The sequence below is a fragment of the Kitasatospora sp. NPDC088548 genome, from assembly GCF_044753005.1.
GTDB lineage: Bacteria > Actinomycetota > Actinomycetes > Streptomycetales > Streptomycetaceae > Kitasatospora.
Genome location: NZ_JBIVMI010000048.1, coordinates 19,546 through 37,510 on the forward strand (window position 1 = coordinate 19,546; position 17,965 = coordinate 37,510).

20 protein-coding genes are annotated in these 17,965 nt (G+C 71.7%); 7 read left to right on the forward strand and 13 right to left on the reverse strand.

The window, feature by feature from the left end; genetic code table 11:
* Window positions 1-15: 15 nt before the first annotated feature.
* Complete coding sequence (locus tag ACIP82_RS36185; RefSeq protein ID WP_400659789.1) at window positions 16-660, forward strand: LysE family translocator; 645 nt, start codon at window positions 16-18, stop codon at window positions 658-660.
* 106 nt (window positions 661-766) lie between these two features.
* On the opposite strand, the gene ACIP82_RS36190 is transcribed toward ACIP82_RS36185, so the two are convergent.
* Window positions 767-1,294, reverse strand: coding sequence for a GNAT family protein (locus ACIP82_RS36190; RefSeq protein WP_363614719.1), 528 nt, complete (start codon window positions 1,292-1,294; stop codon window positions 767-769).
* An 86-nt stretch (window positions 1,295-1,380) separates the two neighbouring features.
* On the opposite strand from ACIP82_RS36190, the gene ACIP82_RS36195 reads away from it, so the two are divergent.
* Together ACIP82_RS36195 and ACIP82_RS36200 are read left to right on the forward strand one after the other, a co-directional pair.
* On the forward strand, window positions 1,381-2,508 hold the full coding sequence (locus ACIP82_RS36195) for a hypothetical protein (RefSeq protein WP_363614721.1): 1,128 nt from the start codon (window positions 1,381-1,383) through the stop codon (window positions 2,506-2,508).
* A 152-nt stretch (window positions 2,509-2,660) separates the two neighbouring features.
* Complete coding sequence (locus ACIP82_RS36200; RefSeq protein WP_400659794.1) at window positions 2,661-3,668, forward strand: hypothetical protein; 1,008 nt, start codon at window positions 2,661-2,663, stop codon at window positions 3,666-3,668.
* A gap of 27 nt (window positions 3,669-3,695) precedes the next feature.
* Here the strand turns inward: ACIP82_RS36200 and ACIP82_RS36205 are convergent, their stop codons facing one another.
* The 4 genes from ACIP82_RS36205 to ACIP82_RS36220 all read right to left on the reverse strand — a co-directional run bounded on the left by ACIP82_RS36205 (window position 3,696) and on the right by ACIP82_RS36220 (window position 5,925).
* Window positions 3,696-4,061 (reverse strand): nuclear transport factor 2 family protein, encoded by a 366-nt coding sequence (locus ACIP82_RS36205; RefSeq protein WP_363614725.1) that lies wholly within the window; start codon window positions 4,059-4,061, stop codon window positions 3,696-3,698.
* 124 nt (window positions 4,062-4,185) lie between these two features.
* The gene (locus ACIP82_RS36210; protein ID WP_400659797.1) at window positions 4,186-4,749 is read right to left on the reverse strand and encodes a molybdopterin-dependent oxidoreductase; all 564 of its coding nucleotides are present in this window, start codon (window positions 4,747-4,749) and stop codon (window positions 4,186-4,188) included.
* A 148-nt stretch (window positions 4,750-4,897) separates the two neighbouring features.
* Window positions 4,898-5,296 (reverse strand): hypothetical protein, encoded by a 399-nt coding sequence (locus tag ACIP82_RS36215; RefSeq protein WP_400659800.1) that lies wholly within the window; start codon window positions 5,294-5,296, stop codon window positions 4,898-4,900.
* 161 nt (window positions 5,297-5,457) lie between these two features.
* Complete coding sequence (locus ACIP82_RS36220) at window positions 5,458-5,925, reverse strand: MarR family transcriptional regulator (protein WP_363614758.1); 468 nt, start codon at window positions 5,923-5,925, stop codon at window positions 5,458-5,460.
* A 158-nt stretch (window positions 5,926-6,083) separates the two neighbouring features.
* On the opposite strand from ACIP82_RS36220, the gene ACIP82_RS36225 reads away from it, so the two are divergent.
* Complete coding sequence (locus ACIP82_RS36225; RefSeq protein WP_400659803.1) at window positions 6,084-6,866, forward strand: dioxygenase; 783 nt, start codon at window positions 6,084-6,086, stop codon at window positions 6,864-6,866.
* 108 nt (window positions 6,867-6,974) lie between these two features.
* Here the strand turns inward: ACIP82_RS36225 and ACIP82_RS36230 are convergent, their stop codons facing one another.
* A complete protein-coding gene (locus ACIP82_RS36230) occupies window positions 6,975-7,622 on the reverse strand; it encodes an NAD(P)H-binding protein (RefSeq protein WP_363614733.1) in 648 nt (215 codons plus the stop codon).
* A 257-nt stretch (window positions 7,623-7,879) separates the two neighbouring features.
* Here ACIP82_RS36230 and ACIP82_RS36235 point away from each other — a divergent pair, with 257 nt between their 5' ends.
* Together ACIP82_RS36235 and ACIP82_RS36240 are read left to right on the forward strand one after the other, a co-directional pair.
* Window positions 7,880-8,731 carry a toll/interleukin-1 receptor domain-containing protein gene (locus ACIP82_RS36235; RefSeq protein ID WP_400659806.1) on the forward strand — a complete coding sequence of 284 codons (852 nt, stop codon included), beginning with the start codon at window positions 7,880-7,882 and terminating at the stop codon, window positions 8,729-8,731.
* A 56-nt stretch (window positions 8,732-8,787) separates the two neighbouring features.
* Complete coding sequence (locus ACIP82_RS36240; protein WP_400659809.1) at window positions 8,788-9,360, forward strand: maleylpyruvate isomerase N-terminal domain-containing protein; 573 nt, start codon at window positions 8,788-8,790, stop codon at window positions 9,358-9,360.
* 22 nt (window positions 9,361-9,382) lie between these two features.
* Here the strand turns inward: ACIP82_RS36240 and ACIP82_RS36245 are convergent, their stop codons facing one another.
* Window positions 9,383-10,189 carry an HAD hydrolase family protein gene (locus tag ACIP82_RS36245; RefSeq protein WP_400659811.1) on the reverse strand — a complete coding sequence of 269 codons (807 nt, stop codon included), beginning with the start codon at window positions 10,187-10,189 and terminating at the stop codon, window positions 9,383-9,385.
* Between the two features lie 210 nt (window positions 10,190-10,399).
* The gene (locus ACIP82_RS36250) at window positions 10,400-11,746 is read right to left on the reverse strand and encodes a tetratricopeptide repeat protein (RefSeq protein ID WP_400659814.1); all 1,347 of its coding nucleotides are present in this window, start codon (window positions 11,744-11,746) and stop codon (window positions 10,400-10,402) included.
* Window positions 11,747-11,923: 177 nt separating this feature from the next.
* Here ACIP82_RS36250 and ACIP82_RS36255 point away from each other — a divergent pair, with 177 nt between their 5' ends.
* On the forward strand, window positions 11,924-13,399 hold the full coding sequence (locus ACIP82_RS36255) for a hypothetical protein (protein WP_400659817.1): 1,476 nt from the start codon (window positions 11,924-11,926) through the stop codon (window positions 13,397-13,399).
* Here ACIP82_RS36255 and ACIP82_RS36260 read toward each other — a convergent pair.
* The 5 genes from ACIP82_RS36260 to ACIP82_RS36280 all read right to left on the reverse strand — a co-directional run bounded on the left by ACIP82_RS36260 (window position 13,312) and on the right by ACIP82_RS36280 (window position 17,770).
* A complete protein-coding gene (locus ACIP82_RS36260; RefSeq protein WP_363614752.1) occupies window positions 13,312-14,517 on the reverse strand; it encodes an MFS transporter in 1,206 nt (401 codons plus the stop codon). The genes ACIP82_RS36255 and ACIP82_RS36260 overlap by 88 nt on opposite strands.
* A 363-nt stretch (window positions 14,518-14,880) precedes the next feature.
* Window positions 14,881-15,426 (reverse strand): NUDIX hydrolase, encoded by a 546-nt coding sequence (locus ACIP82_RS36265; RefSeq protein WP_363614754.1) that lies wholly within the window; start codon window positions 15,424-15,426, stop codon window positions 14,881-14,883.
* A gap of 145 nt (window positions 15,427-15,571) precedes the next feature.
* Window positions 15,572-16,132, reverse strand: coding sequence for a hypothetical protein (locus ACIP82_RS36270; RefSeq protein ID WP_400659821.1), 561 nt, complete (start codon window positions 16,130-16,132; stop codon window positions 15,572-15,574).
* Window positions 16,133-16,585: 453 nt separating this feature from the next.
* Window positions 16,586-16,795 (reverse strand): DUF397 domain-containing protein, encoded by a 210-nt coding sequence (locus tag ACIP82_RS36275; protein WP_400659824.1) that lies wholly within the window; start codon window positions 16,793-16,795, stop codon window positions 16,586-16,588.
* A 138-nt stretch (window positions 16,796-16,933) separates the two neighbouring features.
* On the reverse strand, window positions 16,934-17,770 hold the full coding sequence (locus tag ACIP82_RS36280; RefSeq protein WP_400659827.1) for an RNA methyltransferase: 837 nt from the start codon (window positions 17,768-17,770) through the stop codon (window positions 16,934-16,936).
* Window positions 17,771-17,965: the final 195 nt, after the last annotated feature.

Here is a 17,965-nt window from a genome sequence, read left to right on the forward strand (position 1 = left end):
AAGGAGCACCCTCCCATGACGGCTCTGGCCGGTTTCGCGCTCTTCGCGTTGCTGATCACGATCGCCCCCGGCCCGGACACCCTGCTGGTGCTGCGCAACTGCATGCGCGGTGGCCGGGCCTCCGGTGCCGCGACCGCCCTCGGCTCGGCGGCCGGGTCGCTGGTCTGGGCGATGTTCGCCGCACTGGGGCTGGCCGCGGTGCTGCAGCGGTGGGACACCGCGTTCACCGTGGTCCGGTTGGCCGGGGCGGCGTATCTGGTGTTCCTGGGGGCGCAGGCGCTCTGGCGGTACCGGCCGGGGAAGAGCACGGACGGGACACCGGCGGACGCCGCGCCCACGTCAGCGCCCACCCCGGCACCCACCGCCGCGCGGGCGTTCCGGCAGGGGCTGCTGAGCTGTCTCCTCAACCCCAAGGTCGGCGTGTTCTTCGTCGCCGTGGTGCCGCAGTTCCTGTCGGACGGGAACGCCGGGTTCGCCACCACGATGCTGTTCGGCGTGGTGGACGCCGTGATCGCCGGGGCGTGGCTGCTGACGGTGGCGGTCGTCGCCACCCGGGCGCTCACCTGGCTGCGGCGTCCGCGCGTGCACCGGGCGCTCGAACGGACCACGGGCGGCGTGCTGTTGGCGCTCGGGATCGGCACAGCGGTCGAAAGCGCGTAGAGGTGCAGTGGTGTAGAGGCGAGGAATAAGAACCGCCAACTCCCACCTCTCAGTGCTCTGTTACACGCTCGGCTTCACCGGAGCCGCCTGCCCGGGCACCGTCCACTCACGGACGGGGTTCATCGACGAGCTCGTCGGCCAGCAGGTCCATCAGCAGATTGTCGTGCCACGTACCGTCCGGGCCGCGTTCGTACTGGCGCATCGTGCCCACCGGGCGGAAGCCGACCTTCGCGTAGCAGCGGATCGCGGCCTGGTTGTCGGCGGCCGGGTCGATGATCAGGCGGTGGTAGTGGAGGTCGTCCACCAGGTGGCGGGCGAGGGTGCGGACGGCGTCGGCACCGAGGCCGCGGCCGTGGGTGGCCGGGTCGAGGTAGATGTCCATGCCCGCGTGGCGGTACTCGTCGTCGTTGTTGGCGTACCACTGGATGGCGCCGACGACGCGGCCGTCGAGCTCGATCGCGAGGCTCTCGGTGTCGCTCTCCTGGAGGTCCGAGGCGACGGCGTCCGCGAGGTCGTCGCCCCCGCGCCAGCGCTCGTAGACCTCGGGTGCGGCGCGGATGGCCGCGAGGGCCGGAATGTCGTCCGTGGTGGCCGGACGGAGAGTGACGCGGGCGCCGTGCAGAATCGTCCCCATATAGGGCATGTTTCCACGGAAAAGGCCGTCGGGCGAGTCGTTTTTACGTTGCCCTCACCCCTTCCGACCAGGGATGATGCTTCCTCGTGACACATCTTCTGGTCCTTCTCGTGGCCGTTCTCGTCTTCTTCGCGCTCAAGAAAACCCGTCAGTCCAAGGCGGCGGACTGGGCGCAGACCCAGTTCGACGCGGCCGCGTACGGGCTGGCCCCGCGCGAACGGCTCGACCCGCGCCGGGCCGGGCCGCCGCTGCCCGTTCACCGCCGCAAGGAGTCGCAGGCGATAGCCGACGCGGCCTGGGGCGGGGACTGGCGGCCGGCCGCCGCGTTCGTCGAGGCCGCGGGGCGGGACTGGGACGAGCGGTGGTCGCGGCTGGAGCTGCTCGGGGCGATCGCCAAGGAGGACGACGCCTGGCTGACGGCCTGGCGCTCGGCCGACCCGGGCAACTGCGACGCCGCCACCGTGGAGGCCAGCCACCTGGTGCACACCGCGTGGGCGATCCGGGGCTCCGCGTACGCCCACGAGGTGCCCGCGGCGGACATGGCGAAGTTCCGGGAGCTGCTGCCCGCCGCGATCGAGGCGGCGCGCCGGGCCACGCTGCTGGCTCCGGAGAACCCGGGTCCGTGGGTGGTCATGGTGACGGCGGCGCGCGGCGCGCGGTACCAGCCGGAGCAGTTCGAGCCGCTCTGGAGCGGGCTGGTCGAGCGGGCCCCGCACCACTACCAGGGGCACTGGCAGGCCATGCAGTACTGGTGCGCCAAGTGGTTCGGTTCCGACAAGCAGATGATGGCCTTCGCCGAGCGCGCCATGGACGGGGCGCCGGAGGGCAGTCCGCTGGCCGGGATCTATCTGCACGCGCTCGCCGAGCGGGAGGAGCGCAAGACCGTCGGTTCGATGCTGACCGCCGAGTCGACGCAGCGGCGGCTGAGGGCGGTCGCGGGCGCGCTGGCGCTGGTCCCGGCGGACGACGAGCGGCTGCCGGCGCTCCGGCACCTGCTCGCGCACTACAGCGGCAAGGCCGAACTGTACGACGTGGCGCTGGAGCAGTTCCGGGCGATCGGCCCGTGGTGCGGCTGCCATCCGTGGACGGAGGAGAACGACCCGGTGGCGGCGTTCGACCTGGCACGCGGGACGGCGGTGAAGCTGTCGAAGGCGGAGCCGCTGGCGCCGGAGCTGCGGCCGGTCAAGGACACAAATCATCACCACAGCGGGTAATCATTTCAATGCGCAGCGTGTTGACGGGGCGTCATTTGGGTGTAGCGTGACCGCCAGAAACGGGTCGCCCCCGAAGAATGGGGCGAGCCCGGCCACGTGTTAGAGCACCTGGCCGGGCTCTTCATCCGCCAAGTGGGAAAAGGCCACTGACGATGCTGTTGCATGCTATCGCGCCGTCGCGCGACTTCACGCAGATTGCCAACGCGCTGGTGTGGGACGAGGAGTTGTCGGACTCCGCGTTTCGACTGCTTGTCCGAGCACTGGCGTTGGGTTCGGCGAAAGCCCGGACCACGACGGTGACGGCGCTGACCGCCGGCCTCACCGGCGGGCGCATCACCTCGGACCGGGCGCGCCGCCAACTCGCCCGCGCCGGACTGCTGCACACCACCAAGTGGCGCGACCCGGCCGGGCAGATGCGGACCGAATCGCTGGTGTCGAGCGTGCCGTTGAGCGCGGCGGAGGCGCAGCGGCTGTTCGGCGAGCACTTCCACGACCGCCGCGACCGGCGCGACCGGCGCCCGGATGCCGGGAAACGAACGTGCGGCGCGGCGGACGGCCGGGCGTCCGGCACCGACCTCCCTGAGGTAACACCCGGGGAGAACACTTCCCCCCTCCCGGTCCCGCCCGAAACCACCGGCACGGAGGCGGAGTTGGAGCGCACGGCCACCCCTACGGCCACGGCGCCGAAGCTGGCGGCGGCCGAACGGGTGCTGCTGGAGCTGCGGCGCAGCGATCCCCGCCTGCTGCTCGGGGCGCGCGAGGCGCGGACGTTGGCGCCACTGGCGGCCGAGTGGCTGGCCAGGGGCGTGAGTTCGGCCGCGCTGCACGAAGCGCTCACGGCCGGGCTCCCTGCGCGGGTCAAGTCACCTGCGGCGCTGCTGCGGTGGCGGCTGGAGGGCAAGATGCCCGGGGAGCCGGCCGCTCCCGCCGAGCCGCCGACGGGGCTGGCCACCTGTCACGGCTGCGAGCGGGCCTTCCGCCCCGTGAGCGGCGAACGGCGGTGCCGGGCCTGCCGCACCGAGGCGGCCACCACCCGCGCGGCCGCACGGACCGCCGCCCGAACGGACAGCCGCGCGGACCGCGCCACGGCCGACGGAACGCCCCGACGGGTGGACTGGCGCGCCCTGGTGGCCGAGGTCCGCACGGCGACTACGGGCTGACCCGGAACACCCCCGCAGCGAGCCCGGTCAGGCCTCCGGTCCGTAGGCGCCGAGGCCCCGGCAGACCAGTCCGTCCCGGAAGGTCAGCACCTCGGCAACCGCCTGGCCGCGCTCGTTGCGGTAGTTGATCACGACGGTGTCGACCGAGGCCCGGACGTCCTCCAGGGTGAAGTGGAGGTCGGGCAGGAGTTCCAGGCCCTTGGCCCAGTACGCGCGAAGGGCGTCCTTGCCGCGCACCTCACCCGAGGCATCGCCGATGAACTGGACGATCCTGGGCGAGGCGAAGACCACGTCGTCGGTGTAGTGGGCGAGGATGCGCTCCAGGTCGCGGGAGTTCCAGTCGGCGGCCCACTCCCGGGCGAAGCGCTGCGCGAAGGCGAGATCGATGCTCATGGGGCCCATCTTCCCCGAGTCGCCGTCAGGCGCCACGCCGGGGTCGCGCACAAGCGGCGGGCGGCAGAGCCCAGTTGGGGGGTGCCGTACAGGACCCGCACGGCGCGGGCCCCGGGGGCGCGTGTCAGCCGGACGCGGGCCCGGCGATCACGCCCGGTTCGCCGAGCGGGCCGAGCGGGTCGAGCGGGCCGAGCCAGACGGCGGTGACCCCGCTGACGTAGCGGGCGCCGCAGCGGTCGGCCGGGACGACCAGCTGCGGGCCGGAGGTGTCCAGCGGGGTGCCGTCCATGCTGGTGGCCAGCAGGATACGCTGGCCACCGAAGTCCGGGTCGATCTCGGCCCAGGAGACGACGGCACGGTGGCCGTCCGCGCCGCTGACCGCCAGCAGGTAGCGGAGCCGCTGTTTGCGGCCGGTGAAGTCGATCCGGGGGCCGGCGGCGCGCAGGACGTCCCAGAGGGCGGGACCTTCGTAGCCGTGGCGCTGCTCGCCCCCGGTCAGGCAGTCGAAAACGACCTCGACCCGGTGCGCGGGCAGGACGCGCAGCTGGTCGACGGTCAGATCGGCGGGCCGGTCGAGGTGACCGTGCAGCCGGACGGTGGCGGGCGGCCCGCCCCGACCGAGGACCGGCGGCGGGCTCGACACGGGGCTCGACTGGGACCTCGGCAGGGGGCTCGACTGGCGGCTCATACAGCGCACTCCTCCCGGGCCGCGCCGGTGCGACCCGGGAGAGTGACTACCCGAGGGCGAGCAGCAGCATTCGCAGATGCGATCTCAAGGGCACTCTTTCAGCAGTATGCGAGATGGCAGATCGCCCGCCCGCCCAGCAGGTGCGAGATCAATGAAATCCGCCGAACCCGCCTCCGAGGGCTTCTCGGACGTACGCCATGTGCTCCGGGGCGCAGACGATCAGGACCTCCGCCTCGCCGTCCCGGCACTCGGCGACCTCGAAGTACGGCCGGATGCCGCGCGGATCCGACTTCTGCCGACGGCGCACCCTGACCAGCTCCAGCCGGTCCAGCGGCATGGGCCGGCGCAGCGTCTCGACCTCCTTGGTGGGCGAGGTGCAGAGCGAGGTGCGGGAGGCGTGCAGAAAGCCGTAGGACGGACGGCAGTACGGCGGCTCACCGATGACAAGGCCCTCGAAGGTCACCGCCTCCCCCTTGTGGAAGGCCACCCTGTCCCGCTCGCGCTTACGTCGTCCGCCGCCCAGATCCGGAACGAACAGAGCCGTCACCAGGTCAAGCAGAATCTCGCCGAACACTCCCCCACCCCTCCGGCCCCAGGCCGTCACGCTGTTCGGCGATATTCGATCACGGTCGGGGTGGCCGGGCGACAGAGGGGCCGGAAGCTTCCCGAAAGGAATTCGGGGCGGCCGTCACCCGGCCGCGGGCCCGGTCACGCCCGGTCGTCGAGCCGCAGACGGGCGCTGACCTCGCCCAGCCCCTCGGCCAGGACGGCGAGTTGCTCACGGCTGAGCACGTCGATCAGCAGTTCGCGGACCAGGGCGACATGCCCGGGCGCGGCCTGCCGCAGCGCCTCCCGGCCCTGGTCGGTCAGCTCGGCGAAGACGCCGCGCACGTCGCTCGGACAGGACCGGCGGCCGACCAGGCCCATCCGCTCCAGCTGGGTGACCTGGTAGGTCAGGCCGCTCTTGGAGGTGATCAGCTTCTCCGCCAGCTCGGTCATCCGCAGCGAGCCGGCCGGGGCTCCGGACAGGTGCACCAGGATCTCGTACTGGGTGTGGGAGAGGCCGGAGTCCTCCTTGAGCTGGCGTTCCAGCCGGCGGTTGAGGAGGTTGCTCGCGGCGACGAAGCCCCGCCAGGCGGCCATCTCGTCCTGGTCCAGCCAGCGGGGTTCGTTCAAGGAGGGCATGGAGGAAGCGTACTCCTGTTGTTCAAATTCGAACGAAGGTGTACGGTCGACGTGTCGAGGTTCAAAATTGAACTACTTTGGGATTGCCCGCTTCACGGGATCCACCCGTCGACACCAGGACCAACCTGAGGAACCAGAGGAAGACGCCCATGAGCACCGCGGCCCCCGAGCGCATGCCCGCCCTCTACCTCTCGCACGGCGCGCCGCCGCTCGCCGACGACCCGATCTGGCCCGGCGAGCTGGCCGCCTGGTCCGCCGAACTGCCGCGCCCGAAGGCGATCCTGATGGTCTCCGCGCACTGGGAGGAGGCGCCGCTCGCGCTCGGCGCCGTCACCACCGTGCCGCTGGTCTACGACTTCTGGGGCTTCCCCGAGCACTACTACCGGGTCCAGTACGCCGCCCCCGGCGCACCGGAGCTCGCCGAACGCGTGCGCAAGCTGCTGCGCGCCCCCGGCATGCCCGTCCAGGACATCCCGGACCGCGGCCTGGACCACGGCGCGTACGTCCCGCTGGTGGAGATGTTCCCGGAGGCGGACGTCCCCGTCCTCCAGGTCTCCCTGCCCACCCTGGACCCGCAGCGGCTGATGGAGATCGGCCGCCTGCTCGCCCCGCTGCGCGACGAGGGCGTGCTGATCGTCGGCAGCGGCTTCTTCACCCACAACCTGCGGGCGCTCAGCTCCGACGGCCGGGTGACCTCGGTGATGGCCGAGTTCGACGACTGGGGCCGGCGCGCCCTGGAGGCCCAGGACCTGGACGCGCTGCTCGACTTCGAGCAGAAGGCCCCGGCCGGGCGGCTCGCCCACCCCCGCACCGAGCACTTCGCGCCGCTGTTCGTCACCCTCGGCGCCGGCGAGGCCGACCTCGGCAGCCAGCGCAGCGTGATCGACGGGTTCTGGATGGGGCTCGCGAAGCGCTCGGTCCAGCTGGGCTGAGGCCGGCCGGGGGCGGGCGGCGGCGTTCGGACGACGCGGCGGGCGTTCAGCTGCGGGCGTTCAGCTTCGTGCGCTCAGCTTCGTGCGCTCAGCCGTGGCCGGCGGCGCTCACGCGGCACAGCAGGTGAAGCGCTCGCCGATGTGCTCGGGCTGCTCGATCTCGTCGACCAGGGCGGCCGCGTAGTCCGGCACCGAGATCCAGCTCTTGCCGTCGGAGTCGGTGAGCAGCTGGTCCAGGCCGGTGTGGTAGCGGCCGCTCCGCTCGCCCGGCCCGATCTCGGCGGCCGGGCTGAGCGTGGTCCAGCGGACGTCCGAGACGCCCGAGAAGTACTCCTGGGCCGCGCCGTGGGCGTGCATGATCTGCAGCAGCCAGTCCGGCAGGCCGGGGGCGTCCCAGACCTTGACGCCCGGCGCGGTCTCCAGGCTGCCCGCGCCGCCGACCGCGATCAGCCTGGGCGCCTCGCCGCCGAGCGCCCGCAGGCCCTCGACCAGCGCCCGGGCGGCCGGCTCGACCAGCGCCACGTGGCCCGGACCGTCGCCGCCGCCGACGGCGCTCACCAGGACGTCCTGGCCGGCCGCGACCCGGGCCACGTCCTCGGGCTTCAGGACGTCGCCCTGGACGACCGCCCTCGCCGTGCCCTGGTATCGGGCCGGGTCGCGGACGACGGCCGTCACCTGGTGTCCGCGCGCGACCGCCTCCGCGACGATGGCGCTGCCGATGGTGCCGTTGGCGCCGATCACGGCGATTCTGGCCATGGGATACCTGCCTTCTCGGGTGGTTCCGGGGATACCCACCAGCAGTAGCACCCGGCGCGCGGCCGGACGGAGTGGACACGCGGGCGGCGGTCGTGCACGGACTCCCCTCCACCCCTTCGGAACTGATGTGGAATCAGCCACCTTGTGTCAGACTGACGATAAGCAGTAGGGGGCAACCGCCGCAGGCGACCGGCTCATCGCGCGGTGCGCCCGGACGGAGTCCCCACGTCGTCCGGGCGGAAGAAGAGAGTTCGGAAATGGCTGGACATGCTTTTGTCTCGTATGTCAGCGAGGATTCACCAACGGTGAACAGGCTTGTCGCCGCCGTACGGCAGAGCGGCGTCGAGGTGTGGCTGGACCGTGACTCCATCCGGCCCGGCGCTCGGTGGCGCAGCTCGATCAGGTCGGCCATCGAGCAGGGGGCGTTCTTCCTGGCGTGTTTCTCCTCCCACTGTGCCGAGCGGTCGAAGTCGTACATGAACGAAGAGCTGGTGCTCGCGATCGACGAGTTGCGGAAGTATCCGGCCGACCGGGCCTGGTTCATTCCGCTGAAGCTCTCCGCCCATGACATCCCCGACCGGACGATCGGGGGCGGGGAAACCCTCCGCGACCTCCAGTGGCTGGACCTCTCCGCCGACTGGGACAACGGGGTGTCGACCCTGGTCGGCCTGCTCTCCGGAATCAGGAAGCCCCCGCCACAGAGCGGGAATCCGGTCGTCATGGACACCTCGCGCCCGTTCGGGGAGCGCGTCGGACAGCTGGCCCGGGCCTGGGAGAAGAGCGGCCGGGGTGCGGACTGGCTGGTCAACGGGAAGGTCTTCTTCGCGCTCTACTGCTGGTTCCTGACCCCGCTGGACCGGCACCGGGGAGCCAAGCGGCGAAGCGATCTGCAGGACGCGGTCGTCGCCGAGTACGTGGCCTGGTGCTACGCGGCCATCGGCGGAGATGCCGGCTGGGACGCCTGGCTCCGCGAAAGGACGCTCTGCTCCTGCCACCGCGAGAGCTGGTCGATGGAGAACCTCAGGATCTGCACCGGCTGTCTGCGGTACAGGTGCATCGACCACCTCGGGCGCTGCGGGTCCGACTGCGACGGGGAGATCGTGGGGTAGCGCCGAACCGGGATCGCCCGCATGATGCGGGCCGCCCTGGGCAGAGGAGCGATGTGATGAACGGTGACGATGTACGCGCGGCCCTGGCCGAACTGCTGCGGGCCCTCGGCCCGCACACCGCCGGGCCGGGCTGGGAGGCCCCGGCCGGACTGCTGGAGTGGAGCTGCCGGGAGACGGCCGCCCATGTCGCGCACGACCTGCTCGCCTACGCCGGCCAGCTCGCCGCGCGGCCCACCGACCGGTATCTGCCGTTCGACCTCACCGTCCGCGAACAGGCCGACCCCGGCGAGGTGCTGGCGGTCGTCACGGCCTGCGCCCACCTGCTGGCCACCGCCCTGGACGCGGCCCCGCCCGGGCTGCGGGCCTGGCACCACGGCCCCTGCGACCCGCCCGGCTTCGCCGCGATGGGCGTGGCCGAGACCCTGCTGCACACCCACGACATCACCTGCGGCCTCGGCCTGCCCTGGCAGCCGCCGGCCGGGCTCTGCGCCGCGGTGCTGGCCCGGCTGTTCCCCGGCGCGCCGCCGGGCGAACCGGCCGACGTCCTGCTCTGGTGCACCGGGCGGGGAGAGCTGAACGGCCGCCCGCGCAAGGCCTCGTGGACCTGGCGGGCGGCCTTGGTCTCCTAGTGACCGGGGGCGGGGCGGGGTTTCAGGGTGCCGTCGCCGGGAGGCTGGTCCGGGCCGCCTCGGCCAGCAGTGAGATCTCGGCCGCGACCGCCTCCGGGTCGGCCGCGACGGTGACCTGCGCGACCTCGTCCAGACCCGGGTGCGAGCCGACGCGCACTGCCCGCTCCGCGTTCCGCAGGAGATCGAAGTCGTTGATGTCGTTGCCGAACGCGACGTACTCGCTGAGCCCCATCCACTTCAGGGCTTCCCACTTCGTCGTCGAACCCGGCGCGAAGTCGATGATCCCCTCATCGAGGTGATGGTTGACCGTCAGCCCCAGCCCTCGACCGGCCTCGGCGAGTTCCGCCATGTCCGCCGTGTCCGCCGTGTCCGCCGTGCCGACAACGAGGAACTTCACGACCTCGGGAAGCTCGGCGATGTCCACCCTGTTCGCGAGGTTTCCCTGATCGACACGGCCCCGGATCGGGTGGTCCGCCGGTCCGGTGTACGCGTAGTCCCAGGGCCCGTCCGCGAGGTAGGTCGCTCCGTACCGCTCGACCGCGTCCATCAGCGCGCCGAGCGTGGCGGGGTCGAACGCGGCCCGAGCCCGGACCTGACCGTCGACCGAGACGAGGCTTCCGTTCCCGCCGATCAGCGTCGCGGACGGGAAGGCCCCGTCGAGCACGGGCAGAAGATCCCGGACCGGCCGGGCGGACGCGAAAACCGCGTGAAAGCCGGCCTGCCGGCACTCGTCGATCGCCGCGAGAATCCGGTCATCGATCGTCCGTCCGTCGAAGCAGAGTGTGCCGTCGATATCGAAAACCACGGTGCGCGCGCGAAGGTTGAACATCGCAGAATCCTATACAACGACCGTGCACGCCCGGAGGCAGAGGTGTCCGATCCGCGGCAACGGCAACGGCAACGAACGGTGGCAGACCGCGGAAGCGGTGTCGGGGTCATCGTCGGTTCATCACCCCAGGATGCCCGTCCGGGGCGCCCGGTGAGGTGGGCTTTCACCTGCCGCGACTACCAGGCGGGTCCAAGGTATCGACATGGTCGCTCAGATGGGACGGCGGTCGGCGGTGGGTGCCAGCGTTCGTGCCCTCTCGCCCAGCGCGCGGGCGATCCTGTTGCCGCGGTGCTGGGCAGCACAGTGCCGCAGGGAGGCGAAGTGGTCGTCGCAGCGCGCGGAGCTGACGTGCTGGTAGTCGTCGAGGAAGGTGTTCCAGGTGGCGCAGGCGGCTTCGAGGTGGCCGAAGGCAAACTGGCGTTCCGCGAGGAGGGCGGTGGAGAGGGCTCGTGCGCGGCGTTCGGTGGGCGGGCGGTGGCGGTTGGACTCCTGCATCGCGATGATGGAGCCGCCGAGGTCGCGCAGCTCGAACAGGACATGGCTGGCGTGGTAGTGCAGGGCTGCAGGGTGGTAGCCGGCGACGTACACCGATCCCGACGTTGCCTTGTCGAGCGCTGACTCCGCTTCGGCGAGTTGACGCAGGGCGGTGTGCTGCTCACCGACGGCGGCTGAGGCGTGGGCCTGCTGGCCGACGAGGAAGGCCCGCATTCTCGGGCCGGCCGCCGGGGCGGCCTCCGCTGCGGCGTCGGCGTACTGCTGGGCTTTGCGGCCGTGTCCCAGTCCGACCGCCTGGACGCTCATGCCGCGCAGTGCCGTGCAATACGTCAGGTGATCCTCGGCGGCTCCGGCGAGGTTCAGCGCCTGGGTGTAGTACTGCTGGGCGAGCCCGTGTTGGCCTTCGTCGACGGCCATCCAGCCGGTCAGGTAGGCCAGGTCGGCGGCGGCCGAGCACATCGCCTTCTTCGTGGCCTCGGAGGCGTCGCACTCCAGATAGCGGGCGACGGTGCTGCCCAGGAACGCGGCTGCGAGCGGGCGGGCCAGGCGGCCCCCGAACTCGTCGTCCATCTGGGAGAGGCGCTCGGACATGGCGGTGACGGTGGCAACCTCGTTCGCCCCGATACGGGTCCTGGCCTGGCGAGCGTGCCGGGCACGGCCTATGACGTCCTGCCAGCCGGGGACGGCCAGGGCAACCGAGTAGAGGCCGACGGCGCCGAGCACCGTCCTGCGGGAGGGGTCCATGTCTGCTCTCCAGAGCTCAATGAGGGCGGTCGAGGTATCCGGCTGGCCAGCCGCCACCAGGGTGGTCGGTCTGAAGCCCGCGACGGAGCTGGTGATGGTCCGGTCGAGCTTGCGGCTGAGGGCTTCGAGGATCGCCGGCTGGACCCTGGCCCGCGGGGTGGTGCCGGTCAGCCAGTGGCAGACCGCGGTGTCGTCGTACTTGAGCCCCAGGCGCATCTCGGTGCCCACCGCGTTGACCGCGCGGGCGAACTGGCCGTTGTTCCAGCCGGTCTCACGGATGAGGTTCTGGAGGGCTGTGTTGCGGGCGCGGTCGGACATGAGTCGCCTTCCCCCGGAATTCAAGGATTTCAACCGTAGCCCCCGCGCGAGCCGTAGATGCGGGTCGTGACCGGCTGTTGACTTATCGTCAGCTGCACGGGGCGATCGGGAATCGCCGGGCCCCTGCCTGGCCGAGGCACCGGGCGGCTGTCCGAGACGAGAGATCCGGAGGGGACGATGGACACCGAAGCGCTCGCGGAACGGCTCCCGGCTCGCGCGGCCTGGGAGGAGAACGGGACGGCCCTGCTGCCCGGCGTGCTGGCGCCGGACCGCTTCCAGGCCCTGTTCGAGGAGTCACGCGGGCGCCTAGAACTGGTCACCCCGCACGTGCACGACCACACCAGCTCGCACCGGGACGGCTCGTTCGCCTCGCCGGTCCACTGCGGCTTCGTCCCGCCCGGGCCGGTACTGGAGGCCCTGGCCTACGACAAGGTGCTGCTGGCCCGGCTGCGCGAGGCGACCGGCATCGCGCGCCTGGTGCCGCGCGGCGGCGCGGTGGTCCTCTACCGGGAGGGCGACTTCCAGGGCATCCACACCGACTCGGTGAAGTCCACGGTGACGGTGGGGATCGCGCTCACCGAGGACCTGCCGGCAATGGGCTGGGCGCCGCACCTGCGCAACGCGCACCCGGACTTCCTGGGGGAGGTCGTCGCCGAGCACGGCATCTTCCCCGAGGGGGAGGGCTTCCAGGCGCTCGCGCACCCGTACGGCAACGGCAGCGTGCGGGCGTTCGCCGGGGCCCTGCCCTACACCCGCCGCTCGTGGCCGGCCCTGGGCCACGGTGCCCGCGCGGCTGGCGCCACCAAGGCGTTCGAGAGGGTGGAGGTCTGGCGCCGCACCCACCCGTACGACCTCAAACGGGAGGACGCCGAGCGCGCGCTCGCCCTGGTCGCGGCTGGCCTCCCGCCGGTGACCGGCGCCGGGGCGTGGGTCGAGGAGCCGTGGCGGACCAGCTTCGTGCGGTACTGGGCCGCGACCTTCCGCCCCGGCAAGGACACCGGCACGGCGCCGTTCCTCGCGGTGCTCCAGCACCAGCAGCTGTACGACCCGCACTTCGCGGGCCGGTGGCGGGCGCGGGTCCTGGCCGCCGTCGCCCGGCGGAACGCGACCGGGGCGGCGGATCTGGAAAGCGCCGCGCTGCGGGTCGCCGCCGCCGAGGGAGTGGACACCGCGGGGATGTCGCGGCAGCAGCTGGCGTTCTGGCTCACCCCCGAGGAGATCCGGGGCCTGGAGCCCGGCGAGGTGCTGCTTCGCCTGATGGTGCGCTCGGCCCGCCTGGACGGCGCCTGGTCGCTGTGGCCGTCCACCCGCGCCGAGGCCGGAGAGCTGATCGACGCGGGCCTGCCGACCACCTCAGCGGTCGCCGCCGCGTTCGCGCTGAACGCGGCCGTCGAAGCCGGAGATGCCCGCCGCAGCCCCGCCCACCTGGACCCGGACCGGATCGGCCGGCACCTGGCGGCCCGCTGGAACCTGGAGGCGGACGCCGAGCGGGAGGTGCTGGACGCGGCGGCCCGCGACCGAGCGTTCCGGGACTTCGCGGGCGCCATCGAGGTCGCCCGTGCCTTCTACCTCGGCGCCCGGGCCGCGGGGACGAGCTCACCGCCCGCTGCCGTCACCTCGTCGGCGGCGGCCAGCGAGAGCCGGCGCACCTGACGGAGCGCCAGCGGCACGACGGCGGCCGCCGCGATCACCAGGGCGCCGGCGGCGAGGGTGGAGCGGACTCCGAAGGCGTGGGAGGCCGGCCCCGCGAGGAGGTACCCGAGGGGAACCGGCAGGATCTGGCCGAGCGTCGAGTACGACGTGGTCCGGCTCAGCCGGTCCGCCGGGATGCGCTCCTGCACCAGGGAGGCCCACACGGTCATGCTGATCGCCAGCCCCGTACCGGCCACCGCGGTCGCCAGGACAAGAACCGGCAACGGGGCGGCGAGCGCCATCGCGGCCAGCGGAAGCGCCATCGTCCCGGTGCCCAGGCACACCATCCGCCCGACCAGACGGGGCTTCCACATCAGCGCGACGGCGGCGCCGGCCACCAGCCCGGCGGTGAACCCGGACACAACCGTGCCCCAGGGCGCCGCACCGCCCAGGAACCGGGCCCCGTAGACCGGGCCGAGCAGCTGGTAGCCGGCCAACCACACCGGCACGACCAGAGCGGACTGGCTGACCATCACCCACAGCCAGCGCCGGGAACGGAAGTCGTCCCAGCCCTCGCGCAGGTCGGCGGTGAAGCGGGCCTTCAGCTTCACCGGACCCGCGCTGAGGTCGATCCGCGCGAAGAGCACCGCCGAGGCTGCGAAGGTGAGCGCGTCCCACCCGATCACCCAGCTCGACCCGAAGGCCGCGACCAGCACACCGCCCAGCGCGGGTCCCGCCACCTTCACCGTGTTCTGCCCGATCTTGAGCAGCGCGTTCGCCGTGTGCCGCATCTCGGCGGGCACGACCTCCACCACGATGCCGCCGGCCGCCGGGTTGAAAAACGCCGACGCGGCCCCGCAAGCCGCCGACATCGCGACCAGGTGCCACACCCGGGCGGCCCCGGCCCACAGCAGCACGACGGCCAGCGCTTCCGCCACTGCGCAGACGATGTTGGACCACACCATGACCCGGGCCCGGGAGAGCCGGTCCGCCACGACGCCACCCACCAGCAGCAGCAGGATCTGCGGCGCAACGCCGGCCGCCAGCACCAGCCCGAGCGCGCTGGCGCCCCCGTCGATGTGCAGCACCGCGAACGCCAGGCCGATCGGCGAGACCGCCGACCCGGTCCACGACAGCAAACGGGCGGTGAAGTGCAGCCGGTAAGGCCTGATCGCCAGCGGCGCCCCTGCCCCCCGGACGCGGGCCCCCCAGCCGATCCGTGGGACAGATCCCAGCGCTTCCCGGTCCGGCAGACGCACGTTTCGCAAGATCCAACTCCGCCCAGAGAACACGAAATCCCGGCAGCGGGGGGCGCCACCGGGAAGCTCGCACCGACTCTAGAGCAACCAGAAGATCGTCTGTCGCCGACGCACCAGGACGCACCTCGAAGCGATAACTTCCCCACCGCGAACAGCCGTTGAGATGGCACCATCCGGCACGCACCCACCCTGTGCGGCCGTGCCACTCGACAGCCGGACACCCGGCCGCGCGGACGCCAAGGGCTACAGGAGCCGGAGGTGGTCCAGGGCGAGGTAGGCCGCGGCGGTGTCGGTCATCTCGCCCATGCGAAGCATGCGGGTGCGGAACTCCTCCAGGCCGACGGTGACGACGTCGATGAACTCGGTGCGTTCGGGGGTCGGCTCGGCGACCTTGGTGCAGCCGATGGCGACGAAGGCGAACCGGCGGGTGTCGGAGTACGCGTCGTGCCAGTACGGCCCGACCGCCCGGACCTCGCCCTGGTAGCCGGTCTCCTCCAGCAGTTCCCGGGCGACGGCGTCGGCCGCCTGCTCCCCGGGTTCGAGGAAGCCGCCGGGCAGCTCGGACAGGACGCGGCTGGGGCCGGGCCGGTACTGGCGGGCGAGGATGACGCGTTGATCGGTGGTGAGGGCGAGCACCGCGCCGGCCGGGCGCTCGCTCTTCAGGTAGAACTCCTCCGTCCTGCCGTCGGGCAGTTCGAAGACGACGCGGTCGACGGACCGGCCGAACTTGCTGAAGACGGTGGTGCGTTCGATCTCGCGCCACGACGCGGCGGTGGTGTCGGTCGTCATGGCCAGGACTGTACGGCCCCCGGCCTGGGCGGGGGCGCCCGCCACGGGACCGAGCTTCTTGCGGTTGCGGTGTCGGTGGTCACGCCTTTCCCCACGATCTACATGATCAGCATTACGTGATTCCCCACCCGCACGGTCACGGTCCTCACGGGGATGGCGGTTGCGAGTGGGTGCCCAAGGGCGGGAGGGGCCTGACCTCGCCTCGCCCTGCCGTTCCCATGAACAGCGGCTCGGCCGGCCATGGGTAGCCCAGTTCCTCGGGCTGCGAAGCTCCCCAGACCTCGGCGGTGGCACGGGGATCGCCTGCGGTCAGCCACGCTTCAAGGTGCTCGGCCTGGTCCGACGGGTCGTCCGCGGAGATCGGGAGGGTCGTCCCGAACTGGATCCAGGGCAGATCCGTATCGGCCCGGTTACGGGGGTGCCTCAGAACGAGGTGGATTCGATCGGGTTCCTCGCGGGAGGTCCAGACGGCTTCCAACTCGCAGTCCCACCTGACGAGCCAGTCCTCGCGGTCCCTCAGCCCCGCCTCAAGCAGCGTCGCAACCGTTCCTGCCGGCCACTCCCAGCTGCGGTCCTCTTCGGCTCGCAGGACCGCGGCCTCGTACTGGCCCGCGGTGAACCGGAGTTCCGGCAGGCCGAGGTCCTGATTGGCCGGGTCGCGCCAGCCTGCCCAGACGACGTGCTCCTCGTCGCACCTGACCGTCACGTACAGAGCACCACAGCAGCGCTCCAGGCCGCACCCGGATCGAGCGAGGAGAACCTCGTGGGGCGTCGCAGTGGCATGCAACGGCCTGGCCGGGCCCAACAGACGCCGGGGGCTTCCTCCCGCGTACCAGGGGCCTGGTCCCCCACCACGGGGGGACACGTCGGCCAGGAGATCCCGGCCATTGACGACCGGGCGGACCTCCAAGGCGTCCTCGCCGGGCGGTGGGCAGATGATGCTCAGGCTGAGAATGTCCGGTTTCATGGCCATCGGCCAATGATCGCGGAGCCGGCCGCAGCTGTCATGTGAATTCGTGTGGCCTCCGCTCAGGGCGGTAGTTCGGGCCGCTTTTAGGCACGCCGGCCTCCGGACACCCCTCCGGAACGACGGGATGACAGCCTGGGGAATTGCGTGACCGTCCACACCCGGTCCGGGTCCGCCACCGTATGCCGTCGATCAGACGGTGCCGAACTCCCCGGCCTTGACGCCTGCGACGAACGCGACGAACGTGGCGGTGCGGAAGACGAGCGCGGGGCCCACGGGGTCCTTGGAGTCACGGACAGGGACGAGCCCGGGATAGTCGGGAGCCACCTCGACGCGCTGCCCCTCTTGGGCACTGTGTGAACTCTTGCGCCAACGAGCGCCGAACAGGTCCAGGTCGGCCATGGGTGCTGCTCCTCCCGTGCCTTGCGAGTAGAGACCCCACCACGCCGGAGAGGTGGTGGGGTCATCACGTGATCGCCGCGAAGCACCTGGAGGTATACCGCCGTGCCGCCGCAGGCGGCACCTGGACCTGACCTGCGATCAGCGAGGACGCTTCCCGGCGGCGATCCGTTGCCGGGAAGCGTCGTACAGGATCGCGGTCGTGGCGTTCGCCGCGTTCAGCGAACTGGCCGTCCCCGTCATCGGGATGCTCACCGTGTAGTCGCACAGCTCCCGCCACTGGCCGGCCAGCCCGGTCGTCTCGTTTCCGACCAGCAGCAGCACCGGCCGGGTGAGGTCGAAGTCGTAGACGTCCGCGTCACCCTTCTCGTCCGTGCCCACCAGGACCAGTGGGTGACCGACGGTGCGCTGCTGCTCCACCCAGGCCATCACCTCGGTCGGCCCCGGCACCCGGACGGACGGCAGCGAGAACAGGCTGCCCGTGGTCGCCCGCACGGCCTTCGGGTCGTAGACATCGGCAGCGTGGCCCGAAACGATCATCCCGTGTGCGCCGAAGGCATCCGCAGACCGGATGATGCTCCCGATGTTGCCCGGCATGGTCGGCCGGTCGAACAGGACACCGAGGAAGTCCGGCCCGACCTCGATCCGGCCCAGGTCGTCCGTCGGCATGCCGACCACCGCGATCACCTCGGGCGCGCCCTCGGTCTTCTCGCCCAGCTCCGCAAGCAGCTCCGGCGCCATCACGATCCGCTCGGCCCGGGTCGTTCGCAGCAGCTCCTGCGCCCAGCCCGACAGCTTCCGCCGGTCGTCGTAGAGCAGCGCGTTGATCGGCCAGCCGTACTCCACGGCCAGCGAAATCGGCCGAACCCCCTGGACCAGGAATTCACGGAGCTGGCTCCGCTTCTTCCGGTTGGTGAGCAGGGCCTCCCACTGCTGAAACCGGGCGTTGCGGGAGGTGATCCGCTGAACCGCTGGCACCTGTCCTCCAAGGGTGAGCCGGCTACTTCGATGCGTTCCGACCACGGCGGAGTCCGCACCAGCGAAGCTGGAAACCCTACACCGGCACAGCCTGTTGACACTAACTGATCGTTTCAGAATGAGGTTCGGAGCTTTCGCAGGCAGATGATGCTGCAGGCGAGTTGGAGCAGGCCGAGGTGGAGGTCGGCGCGTATC

Bases quoted from the DNA above. Each gene is read 5' to 3' on its own strand.
- ACIP82_RS36230 (WP_363614733.1), bottom strand. From the start codon at position 7,622: ATGGCCAGAATCGCCGTGATCGGCGCCAACGGCACCATCGGCAGCGCC.
- ACIP82_RS36240 (WP_400659809.1), top strand. From the start codon at position 8,788: ATGAACGGTGACGATGTACGCGCGGCCCTGGCCGAACTGCTGCGGGCC.
- ACIP82_RS36200 (WP_400659794.1), top strand. From the start codon at position 2,661: ATGCTGTTGCATGCTATCGCGCCGTCGCGCGACTTCACGCAGATTGCC.
- ACIP82_RS36250 (WP_400659814.1), bottom strand. From the start codon at position 11,746: ATGTCCGACCGCGCCCGCAACACAGCCCTCCAGAACCTCATCCGTGAG.
- ACIP82_RS36235 (WP_400659806.1), top strand. From the start codon at position 7,880: ATGGCTGGACATGCTTTTGTCTCGTATGTCAGCGAGGATTCACCAACG.
- ACIP82_RS36205 (WP_363614725.1), bottom strand. From the start codon at position 4,061: ATGAGCATCGATCTCGCCTTCGCGCAGCGCTTCGCCCGGGAGTGGGCC.
- ACIP82_RS36190 (WP_363614719.1), bottom strand. From the start codon at position 1,294: ATGGGGACGATTCTGCACGGCGCCCGCGTCACTCTCCGTCCGGCCACC.
- ACIP82_RS36265 (WP_363614754.1), bottom strand. From the start codon at position 15,426: ATGACGACCGACACCACCGCCGCGTCGTGGCGCGAGATCGAACGCACC.
- ACIP82_RS36255 (WP_400659817.1), top strand. From the start codon at position 11,924: ATGGACACCGAAGCGCTCGCGGAACGGCTCCCGGCTCGCGCGGCCTGG.
- ACIP82_RS36245 (WP_400659811.1), bottom strand. From the start codon at position 10,189: ATGTTCAACCTTCGCGCGCGCACCGTGGTTTTCGATATCGACGGCACA.
- ACIP82_RS36185 (WP_400659789.1), top strand. From the start codon at position 16: ATGACGGCTCTGGCCGGTTTCGCGCTCTTCGCGTTGCTGATCACGATC.
- ACIP82_RS36225 (WP_400659803.1), top strand. From the start codon at position 6,084: ATGAGCACCGCGGCCCCCGAGCGCATGCCCGCCCTCTACCTCTCGCAC.
- ACIP82_RS36275 (WP_400659824.1), bottom strand. From the start codon at position 16,795: ATGGCCGACCTGGACCTGTTCGGCGCTCGTTGGCGCAAGAGTTCACAC.
- ACIP82_RS36210 (WP_400659797.1), bottom strand. From the start codon at position 4,749: ATGAGCCGCCAGTCGAGCCCCCTGCCGAGGTCCCAGTCGAGCCCCGTG.